We start from the raw sequence: 12067 nt of genomic DNA, 5'->3' as shown, positions 1-12067 counted from the left end.
GAAACAGCTTTATTTAATTAATATCTTTAACCATAATATAAAGTTAAATTATAATTTTTTCAACATGTACGTACTGTTTTTTATCCAATTTTAATAGTGCACAATATAAATATATATGTATTATTACCTTTTTTCTATGGTATTATTTATACTATATTACAATTAGAAAGTTAGGTTGAAGTATGAAATCACTTAATATTTTTACAAATAAAATCACGTATCTATTATTCTTAATTTTAATTACTATAAGCTGGTTATCAGCTATTCGTTCTCCTAATTTGAATATTGAATATATTTCAAATGATCTATTAATTGCACTTTTAGTCTTAGGACTTGTAATATTCGTAATTTTAAAGCTATTTCCTAAAATATCTAAATTCTTTAAGAAATGGCAGACCTTAGCAGTTTGCTCTGCTATAGTTTTTGGATTCCAGCTTTACTTTGTACTTAGTTCTAGCACAAAAATCGGTTACGATGTGACATCTGTATACAATGCTCAATGGCAACCAGACGATGGCTTTATAAAGTTTTATTTTAGTTTAAACCCAAATAATTTAAATATTTTATTCTTACAGATGAAATTACGTGACATTTTAGGCTTAGGTCTTTCTTGGCAAAATTTAGGCTTACTTACCCTTGCCCTCGTTGATTTAGCTGTTGTTTTCAATACTTTGACTGTAGCAATGCTAAATAAAAAACTAGTCTTACACAGTATCTATATTCAGCTAACGGGGCTATTGGTCTTTCCATATATAATTGTTCCTTACACTGATACTTGGTCGATGTTTTTTGTGGCGCTCTATCTATTTATTTTTATCTTAGCTAATAAAACAGAAAAGCTATCTTTAAAAATCATTCTCACTTTATTTTTAGGGATAATAGCTGCATTGGCTTGTTTTATTAAACCATCTGCAGTTATTCCTTTTATTGCTATTGTTATTTGGTGGTTGATAAGTACTGACAAGATATTTCCACGAATTATCTTACTAGTCTTCACGCTTCTGACTTTTGTAGGAACAACCTATACATTATCAAATAAAATCTCAGGACAAAATTATATAACGATAACCCCAAATAAAAGCAAACCATTGCTTCACTTTATTTCGATTGGAATGGAAGGAACTGGTGGCTATTCTCTTGAACAAGATCAAGCAATGATGCGTGCTAAAAATATGCATGAACGCAATGAATATTCTCTTAAGCGAATTGACAAAAATCTGAAACAAATGGGACCAGTTGGCTATATTAAATGGCTACTATTCAAGCAAAAAAATAATACTGCTGACGGTTCATTAGGATGGATGGCTGACGGTAATTTAGCAGAGGCTACACCTAAAAACTGGATCCAAAATATCTACTACACTACCGGAAAATATATTAAAGATTTTCAGTTCGTCGCTCAACTCTGGTGGATAGCACTTTTGACTTTTATCTTTTTAGGTTTTAAGAATAAGACCTCAGGAGTTCAATTTTTTAGACTTGCTCTTTTAGGTGGTTTTATCTTCCTATTGATTTTCGAAGGGGGCAGAAGTCGCTACTTGATTCAATTTATGCCTTGCTTTATTATTCTAGCCAGTCTCTGTTATCCAAATACTAGCTCATTACTAAAAGGATTTCTCCAAGTAATAAAAAAATAACATCATACACCTAAAAAGCTGATCAAATTTATTTTTGTGAAATTTGATCAGCTTTTTTCTAGTTTAAATTGTAATATTTTAATTCACTTAATAACTTAGAGCTCTTTGTCGATTAGCATTCCAGTGCTTGTAGAATTGATCCGCAGTCATAGACTCTTTTTTAGCCGTCCAAGGATTGTTGTAGTAGATCACCCCATTGCGATATCCTGTCAGTGTGATCGCATGGTTTACAAAGCCATTCATATTAGCCATCCAAACCACAACTAGGCGCCCATTCAACAACTGTCGATAAATATCCGACCAACTTGCACCCGTCATAACTTTACTTGTTCCCATATATTTATTGACTACTGGTGCTACACCTGTTGGAAAGACCCACCACCCAGTTACACTGAATGGATCACCAACAAAACCATAATCACCATTGTTACTTCTCGGCATTTCATGAGCTAGTTGGATCTTATTGACATTTTTTCCAGCATAACGTAACATCATTGTCACTGCTGTTATCTCACAACCTGTAGGTAACTCTGGATTTTGCCCAATTACTTCAGCATTATTGAATACTCCTTCGATCGAACCAGTGACTTGGTCAGCATAGTAAGTTATACGCCCTGCTTGGATCATACCGTACTGCATCTGCCCATTTGAAGCATAATAAACAAACTTAGCTTGATCTTTGATCCATTGCAATCCTGTTTTCATCGCTCCATCGAATGTATCAAATAAGTACCAATGTCCAGCTATCAACTGTTGGCCATATTGCATCTGCCCCTGTTCATTGTAATAGACAGTTTTGTTTTGTCCGTACTCTTTCAGATCCTTGAAACCAGTTTGAATAGCACCATTTATCTTATCAAATAAATACCATTTTCCAGCTAAGTTTAGTTGCCCATATTTCATCTGAGCTGTTTCAAGATCATAATAGACCTGGCGTTTATCGCTTAAGATCTGCATCCCTGTCAGCAATTGATCATTATCACCAAATAAATACCATTTCCCAGCTATCTTTGCTTCACCTGGTGCATTTATCAAAGCACCTTCTTCCGTAAAGCCATACATTTTTCCTTCGATCAAGACATTTACCCCTTGAGCAGCAGAACCGTCACCGGTAAAATAGATCAACACTTTGTTATCTTTATCAAAAACTAAAGCATTGCGCTTCATTGCTCCATCAAACGTATCAAAGTAATACCGTTTACCTGCGATCGTCTGATACCCATATTGCATTTGGCCATTTGGTGCATAATAAACTACTTTATTTTGTCCATAACGATTTAGATTTTGAAAACCAGTCTGCATTATACCAGCTTCGTCAAATAGATACCAATTCCCATTGATGTTTTGTTGTTTATTCTTACTTTGTGTTCCATTAAATGTATCAAAATAATATGTCTTTCCCGCAATATTTTGAAAACCATACTGCATCTGACCTCTGTTATTACCATCAACAGCATAATAGACCCATTTATTTTGATTTGCTATATATTGAAAGCCCGTCTTCATCGCACCATCAAGCGTATCAAAGTTATACCATTTATTAGCGATCCGCTGTTGTCCATAAAGCATATGTCCTTGATCATTATAGTAAACAGTCTTATTTTGTCCATATTGATCCAGATTTTGAAAACCTCGTTGCATCTGGCCCTGTCTATCAAATAAATACCAGTGACCGTTGATATTTTTTTCACCGGTAGCCATTGCTCCATTGAACGTATCAAAATAATGTGTGGCATTGTTGACCCACTGCCATCCGTAAAGCATCCAACCATCTTTATTGTAATAAACAGTCTTTTTTTCATCGCTATTTTCTAGCGTTTGAAATCCCCGTTGCATTTGGCCTTGTTCATTGAAGAGATACCAATGACCATTGATGTTTTTTTCACCGATCGCCATTGCCCCATTAAATGTATCGAAATAATGTGTGGCATTATTGACCCATTGCCATCCATACTGCATCTTGCCTTCATTATTGTAATAAACAGTTTTAGCCTGCTCCTCTAATCTTTGAAAACCTGTTGCTTTTTCACCAGTCTCTTTATCGATCAAATACCAATCATTCCCCTGTTTTTGTTCGACCAATTGTTTTGTTTCTTCTTTTTGAACTGGTTCAGTTTCGCTTTCAACATTCATTAATGTTTTTTCTGTATCTTCTTGTGCTGTCAGTTCAGTTGTCTGCGCGGCTTCGGTTTCTTTTGAAGTAGCCCCTATCGTTGTGTTTTCTGATCGCTCCGAGTCAGTGGTGCTTTCTACATCAACTTGTGATGTTTCTACTTTAGAGTTTTCTTCTACCTTTTGTACCTCAGACTGTTCAGTTTGAACCTGAGTACTTTCTGTTGTGGCAGTTTGATCTGCTTGTATCACTTGCGGTGAATATATACCTGTTGCTAATAAAGCTACGGTCGCACTTGAGATATAAAAAACTTTTCGTTTGGCCATCATATTTTGTGCATTCAAGATCTGCTTGAGTCGTCTATCCATCATCTCATCTCCTTGATATCGCATTATTTTATCCTGATTTTATCAAAAATAGACTAGAAAAGTCACTTCAAGAGCCACTCTTCTAGCCTAATTTATTATGCCTTAGCTGCACCCCAAGTTACAGTTGCTTCAACATTTGCAACTAAAGGTTCACCATATTTGGCATTCTTATTATCATTGTAGAAATTCCATGCTTTTTGTTCAGCCGTTTTACCTTCAGTAAACCAGAAAACATAGTGATAAGCATCACCATTATCAGCATAATAAGTTTTAGAACCTTCTAAAGCAGTAGTCATACCACCCAAACCACTTGCGATCTTCTCTAAATTTTCTTGAGTAAATGCGCCTGTTCCGCTAAGCAATTCATTTGCCGCAGCAGAAAGGGGTTCGACCATATCAGAAGCAGTAAGCGTGGAGCCTTCAGCGATCCCATCTTTTAAAGCTACATTATTACTATTCCACACCTTATTTACCTTAAAGCTGAGCGTGGATGTTGCTTTTTCAGGTGCTTTTGGTGTTTCATAACCATGTAAGAAACCATTGTACATCTTCAATGATTGAAGCGGATGTCCTAGATCGTCGAATAAGGCTACGTTATCCCAGGTTGAGCCACCCCAAGTTGGTTGACCATTGTAATACATCACACTATCTGGAGCATAACCAACTGCATATTGCGAAGCCCAACCAGTACCGTACTTATCAGATGCATCCTTGTTAAATTGCCAGTTTTCCCAGCCAGCCTTAACTGGGATCCATGCTGGTTCCCACCAGAAACCGCCTAAACCGCCTTGAGCGACTAAAGCTTTATACATATCTGACATCGCATCAACTTGTCCTTGTGGATCATGGCTATATGCTTGGATCTCTGAATCAGGTCCGATCGAGTTACCAGTACCATCCGAATCACGAACATTATTGATCCAACCGGTTTCCAATACAACTACTTGCTTGCCATATTCTTGCTTAGCAAGTTTTTCGATACCTTCCAAACTCTTAGGTGTGTTAGCACCCCATCCCATATCAACATCATCATACCAACCATTGCCATCATGTGTTGACCAGAATGGATAATATGACGTACCTAAAATATCATAATCAACGTTATTATCACGTAAAGCATTCATAATATTAGTATATTTAGGTACATTTGGTGTTTCTAATTGAATAGCCACTTTAGCTTCAGGTAAAACATCACGAACCGCTTTAGAACCCGCATTCAAATATTGAGAAATTTGAGCTGCTTTTTCTTTGTTGCCCCAGATATTTAAATATGATTCACCGCGGTCACGATTGGAATAGATACCAAAGACACCATTTGTGATCTCATTACCAACTTGGACCATTCCAACATCAACACCAGCATTCTTTAAATCAGTCAAGACTTTACTTGTATAATTGTAAACACTCTTAGCCAATGAGTCGCCTGTTTGATCTTCCCAAGCTTTAGGTAATGGTTGCTTAGCAGGGTCAGCCCAAAAATCAGAGTAATGGAAATCAAGTAAGACTTTCAACCCATACTTAGAAGCATCTTTTGCCATTTGAACAACGTTAGCTTCACTACAATCGCCACCAGCATATGTGTTGTTATTAACATCGTATGGATCATTCCAAACACGTAGTCGGATCCAGTTGACCCCAGCATCCTTTAAAACCTTATAAATTGGAGCTTCATTCCCATCGAAGTCATAGAATTTAACACCTGCGTTGATCAAAGATTGATAGCTACCAATATCGACCCCACGGATCATATCCTCGGTCATTCCTTCGATCGGTTTGACCGTAACAGCATCATAGCGCAAACCGGTATTTGTCCCTGTCTTATAAGCAAGATCGATCTGTTCATCTGTCATTTGACTGGTTGGAACACCTGTAATACCTGTTGAGACTGCAACTGGAGCACCCCACGTTAGAGTAGCAGAATAGCTGACCTGCAATGGTTCACCATATACAGCATCTTTATTTGCAGCTAAAAACGCCTCTTGCTTACCAACTTTTTGACCAGCAAAAGTATCATTTAACCAGAAAACGTAATGATAATCATTGCCATCTGTACCCTTATAAAGTTTCTGACCCTCTAGTCCTGATTCATTACCTGGTAAACTACTAAAGATCAATTTCAAGTTTTGTTCACCGATCTTTTGTCCCTTAACACCGTTCAACAAGCTTGGAGATACTTTAAAGGTATTGCCCAATTCACCTGCACTGATCGTTTCTCCGGCTTGCAAACCATCACTAGCTTGTGCATTAACACCCGGTGCTGTATAAACATCAGATACCTTAGCAGTAAGTGTCGAATCAGCCATTTCTTCCTTGGATGTGTCATTCTTGCCTGGTGTAAAGATAATGATAGCAACATTTATACTATCATTCATTTCCTTAGCACCAACACCGATAGCTGATTTAGATAAGTCAGTCCCCGGTGCAAAAACATTCATAAAATCATTTGCGGCTTGATTGATAGCTTGTTGCATGTCTTTATAACTCTTAGTCCACACCACATTAGCTGTTCCTGTGAACAAAGCATTATTCGCTAAATTCTTTTGCACAGCTTCAGAAGTTGCTGCTAAATTATTACGTGCAACTAATTGGGCTGTGTCATGTAACATGAAAGCCAGATAATCATCATTTTGATTATTCCAATCATAGTCAATATTTTGACCATAAGTTTTTTGAATATCATCGGCTACTTCTTTAGCAACCATTTCACGATAATTTTGGATCGTTAATGGCAATAATGTACCATCATCATTAAAGGAGTAATCTACTCCATCGATCAAATGACTCCCCGTATACATCGAACCATCAAAGGTGTCAAAGTAATATTTATTATTAGCGATCGTTTGCCAACCATATTGCATACGTGCAGTATTTGGGTCGTAGTAGACTGTCTTATTTTGATCCTTGATCTCTTGGAAGCCAGTCAAAACTTCTCCCTTGTTAAACAAATACCAGTTGCCATCAAGCTTTTGCTGCCCATCCATATTCTCTAAGGCACCATTATATGTGTTAAAGCTATATGTCTTACCAGAAATATTTTGCTTACCATATACCATCCAGCCATCTTGATTATAGTACGCAATTTTCTTATCTTCTGGTAGATATTGGAAACCGCGTTGCATTGCTCCGTTTTTATCAAACAGATACCAGTGATCATTGATCTTCTTTTGGCCGATCGCCATTGCACCATCGAATGTGTCAAAATAACGGGTCGCATTGTCCAGCCATTGCCAGCCGTATTGCATCCATCCATCTTGATTATAGTACGCCGTCTTATCTTCGCCATAATCCTTTAGATTTTGGAAGCCACGTTGCATTGCACCGTTATTATCAAACAAATACCAGTGTCCAGTGATCTTCTTTTGGCCGATCGCCATCGCACCGTTGTATGTGTCAAAATAACGGGTCGCATTATCCAGCCATTGCCAGCCGTATTGCATCCATCCATCTTGGTTATAGTACGCTGTCTTATCTTCGCCATAATCCTTTAGATTTTGGAAACCGCGTTGCATTGCTCCATTCTTATCAAACAAATACCAATGATCGTTGATCTTCTTTTGACCGATCGCCATCGCACCATCGAATGTGTCAAAATAACGGGTCGCATTATCCAGCCATTGCCAGCCGTATTGCATCCATCCATCTTGGTTATAGTACGCTGTCTTATCTTCGCCATAATCCTTTAGATTTTGGAAACCGCGTTGCATTGCTCCATTCTTATCAAACAAATACCAATGATCGTTGATCTTCTTTTGACCGATCGCCATTGCACCATTGAATGTATCAAAGTAACGGGTTGCGTTATCCACCCATTGCCAACCATATTGCATTTGGCCCTTAGAATCATAGTAGACCGTCTTATTTTGGTCAGGTATCTTTACAAATCCTGTCTTCATTGCACCATCGTAAGTATCAAAATTATACCAAGCACCCTTGATCTTTTGCTGACCATACTGCATTTGACCATCGTCACATTTGTTGGCCAGTCGTTTCATTAATTAAATACCAGTGATCATCACGCTTTTGCTCAACTAAATTATCATTAGCGTTATCAGTCTTGGCATTATTATCGACACTTGTACTGTCGACCACTGCACTCTCTTTTACTTTACCTTGAACCGTTGTATCCTTAGCAGCATCTTTTTCAGGCGTATCCGTCTCTAACTGTTTTGGATCTGGGTCTTCTTGTGTTGTGCTAGTTGTAGCACTTGTTCTTTGTTCATCATTTTCAGATCCTGCTATATCAGAGTTTTCCTTGATCTCCTCTGCTGGCACTTGTACCTTAGATGTCTCAGAAGCATTGACTTGGTCCGCTGAAACATCCTGCTGATTATAAGTACCAGCTGCCAATAGAGCGATCGTTAAACTAGAGATATAGATAAGTTTTTTAGATTTTACCTTTTGAGTAGCCAGAATTTTTTCTAACCGTTCAATATCCATTACTAAAGCCTCCCAAATTACTATAAACAGATTAATTTTACCACCAATATTAATAAAAGTGTATTTTAAAAAAATACACTTTACTGAAAATGTCCTATTCTCGATCCTTATACAAAAAAGCCCTACGAAACAGTAAGCTGCTTCATAGAACTTTTTTCTTTTATTTGATCAATCTTCCATCTTTATCGAAATTATATTCTGTTCCATTGATCTCTTTTTTCTGATTTTTGATCATTCTACCATATTGATCGAAGTAGTATGTTGCCCCATCTCGTGCAGTCATAAATCCATTTCTAAATGAAACCCCATTATCCATAAAGAAATATACTCCGCTGTATTCTGGATCATCCAAAATCACAAAACCATTATTAGACTCACCATTCTCACGGACCATGTGACCATCATTATCGAAATAGTACCAGTTACCATCTTTTTCTAAAAATTGGTTCCGATATAACTTACCCTCTTTAAAGTAACTAATACTTCCATCTTCATTTTTGACAAATACACTGTCTAGTGAAGAATTTTTAAGTTGTGTTGGAAATCCATTACGGTCAACATTGAAATATACTCCACTATTTTCATCCTTCAACACATAGCCGGCACCTCTACTCAAGATATTAGTACCATTCATGTATTTAGCTGACCATTCTTTGATTTGAACGTCGCCATTGATCGGAACACCAGTTGAGATCTGAGCTTTTTGGAATAGTTGTGGATACTTTTGCTTCAACTCTTCTAAGAATGCTCCACCAAACTTACTTTGGTATTCTCCACCTCCACGAGTATTAGCAACATACAATGTATCATTGATTTGAGACCCATCAATGTAATTTCCATGATCATCTACTCGAGTAGCCGCAACGACTTCTTTGCCTGGCAAAGCATAGACTTGATCTGGGACCCAGTCAGCAATTGCTTGTATCCCAACTTCATGTAAACTGCGCAATGCTTGGCGTAGATCACTATCTGTTCCATATTTGGTTGGTTCACCAAAACCTAGATCGTAACGATCTGTGAAGGCATAGCCATTACTAATAATCGAATCGATAAAAGTACCATCCGTACTTGAGCGATATTGCGGTGCAAATTCGAAGCTTGTGATCCCCCATTGCTTGAAGAGATCGACATTCTTAGCGATCACCACATTGGCTGCTTGCTCTGGACTTGCTGGTGGAGCTTGGAAGTTAGAAAAGCCTTCATAGATAACGTTCGAATCTGTTGCAGCATTTGATCTAAACATCTCATCACTGCCATGCTTTTCGGTTGATGCTGTTGTTCGCGCATCTTGATCACTTTCAGCACCTACTGGGACCCAAACCGCAAGATAACCTGTTACAAATGGATTAGTTACTCCTCTAACACTTGTGTTAGCCAACACATTTCCATTAACTACAACATCTTTATTGCTAAAAATCAAATCACCGTTATTATCTGTATACATAATTGGTGCATCAGTATCTGATGTATAGTTTTCAATACCATCATTTGTTGAAAGTACAACTGGACGATATGCTTGGTTGCGATGTGCTGCTCCCATGTGCAATACTACTTGTTCATTATCGGAAAGTTTTAAATCAGTATTGTTAGAAATAATGACCCCGATACCTTCTGTTCTAGTTTCATCAGTACCTGCATCACTTACTTTCATTGCACCCTTACCAAAACGAACACTCGTCAAAATATCATGTTGATCAACAGCCATAGTTTGACCACCGGCTACATATTTGACCCTAGAACGTAGTAAATTATCAATAACATCGTAGTAGATCGACTTTTGGGACATATATTGTCCACCATCAGTAAAGACATCACCATAGTAAACACGTGGAATGCTATCTTTATTTGTCAGTAACAACGCATATGAGCTTGGAATATTGTAGCGATTGTATTTTTTCACAGTTTTTGCTTGATCGGCATTATATAATTCCAGACCTTTTGCTAATTGATCCCAATTAGAATGATTTGCTTCTGCACCAGTAGCATCAGTCGTTGCTTGTTGCACCATATCTTGAACAGCATAATCATGCGCTCTAACAAAAGCAAAACTAGGGATCGCGACATTCTCACTATCATCATGACTACGATCGACCATATACCATTCAAGGAAACGACCCATACGATCATTTCCGCCTTGTTGCTTACTTAGAGAAGCTGTTATCTGAGTTACAGTATGGTTATCAATAGAGATTTGTGGCGTTCCGATCTTTTTGGTGTACTCAGCATCGTTGATATTCCAATCTTCTAAAATTGAAAGATGCTTATTGGCATTGGCATCATTTTCGGAAGTCCCATATGCTGCACGCATATAATCCCCCGCAATGGATAATAGATCAGCATCAACATTATCCACCGCATCGATCCTAATTCCGTCAAAGTTTGCTTGCGAATCATTAGCAGTAATATTACCAAAGTTCAATAAGTAGTGTAACCAATTCAATTGTTCTGCTTGAACGACTGGATTAGAGTTATCTATATCATTTGCTAATAAGAACTCTGCCCCTTGATCCCCTTTTCCATCAACATTTATTGGCTGACGACCCATCAATCTCCAATCAGATGCAGTATCTGGTACGAGATCATTATTAACATATTTCAAGAATCCGCCTTGGAATTGGAAGCCAAAGTAGGCAGGATCTTCGCTCTCACGATTCCACATAGGTTGTGTAGCAATAAAGCTGCTCAACGTTTCTCTGAGCCAATCTGTTTTCCCATTCTCAGATGAGATCTTCTTTTCAATATTCTTTTGAACTTCTTCAGCAGCTCTTTGTAACTCCTTGCTATCGTCACTAGTTGAGAAGTTATTTTGTTGTAATAGCCCTTTATCTGCCATAAAATTGAGATAATTTACTTTTACTTCTTTATTAGGCCACCATACCATTAATAGCGGACGTTTATCATTCGTAGTTGAAAGGCGCCAATGTTCACCATTATCTAAAATTTCTTTTGGTCGGTACCATGAATCAGCAGTTAGATAACCATCAATGTTTTCAATATTTTCCCCATCATGTGAATAAAGCACATTGCCATTACGATAATCATCACTCACCGCGAGATCAGTCAGCATATAAGAGTTAAGTTGTTTCTCGCTCCCAATACCTGTTTGACTATCAAAATAATACCACTTGCCATTATCATTAAATAAAAAGTTCTTTTTATAGCTAGCAGTTTTAGGATCTACATATACAATGTTTGAATCGATCTTTTGTAAACCTGTCTTCAACTGTGCAGTATCCTTATCGAAAAATAACTTTTCACCATTTACTTCTTGTTCACCTGTCAAAACATCACCAGTGTTTCCAAATAAGAACCAGTGATCAGATATATTATTTAAACCTTTAGCTTTTAAAGCCCCATTAAATGTATCAAAGTAATATTTCTTATTGCCTACTGTTTGTTCACCATACTGCATCCAACCATCGTGATCATACGATACTAATTTATTTTCTTTAGGTAAATATTGCAGACCACGTTGCATTTCACCTTGATCATTGAAGAGATACCAGTGACCA

5 protein-coding genes are annotated in these 12067 nt (G+C 37.4%); 1 reads left to right on the top strand and 4 read right to left on the bottom strand.

Annotated elements, in window-relative coordinates:
* Positions 1-182: 182 nt before the first annotated feature.
* Positions 183-1637, top strand: a complete 1455-nt coding sequence (locus tag FC30_RS06640; protein ID WP_010690271.1) for a glycosyltransferase family protein — start codon at positions 183-185, stop codon at positions 1635-1637.
* Between the two features lie 87 nt (positions 1638-1724).
* Here the strand turns inward: FC30_RS06640 and FC30_RS06635 are convergent, their stop codons facing one another.
* From FC30_RS06635 to FC30_RS06620, 4 genes are all read right to left on the bottom strand, one after another.
* Entirely contained in the window at positions 1725-4142 is a 2418-nt protein-coding gene (locus tag FC30_RS06635) for a C39 family peptidase (protein ID WP_010690270.1), read from the bottom strand.
* A 71-nt stretch (positions 4143-4213) separates the two neighbouring features.
* Entirely contained in the window at positions 4214-8074 is a 3861-nt protein-coding gene (locus tag FC30_RS06630; protein ID WP_010690269.1) for a glycosyl hydrolase 53 family protein, read from the bottom strand.
* A gap of 10 nt (positions 8075-8084) precedes the next feature.
* Positions 8085-8555: a hypothetical protein gene (locus FC30_RS06625; protein ID WP_010690268.1), complete on the bottom strand. Its 471-nt coding sequence runs from the start codon at positions 8553-8555 to the stop codon at positions 8085-8087.
* 160 nt (positions 8556-8715) lie between these two features.
* A partial coding sequence (locus tag FC30_RS06620; protein WP_275452789.1) for a glycoside hydrolase family 70 protein occupies positions 8716-12067 on the bottom strand: 3352 nt, incomplete at its 5' end.

The sequence above is a fragment of the Ligilactobacillus animalis KCTC 3501 = DSM 20602 genome (assembly GCF_001434535.1).
Taxonomy (GTDB): Bacteria; Bacillota; Bacilli; order Lactobacillales; family Lactobacillaceae; genus Ligilactobacillus; species Ligilactobacillus animalis.
Note: the sequence above shows the minus strand (reverse complement) of the source record. Positions and strands in the feature narration are given on the sequence as shown.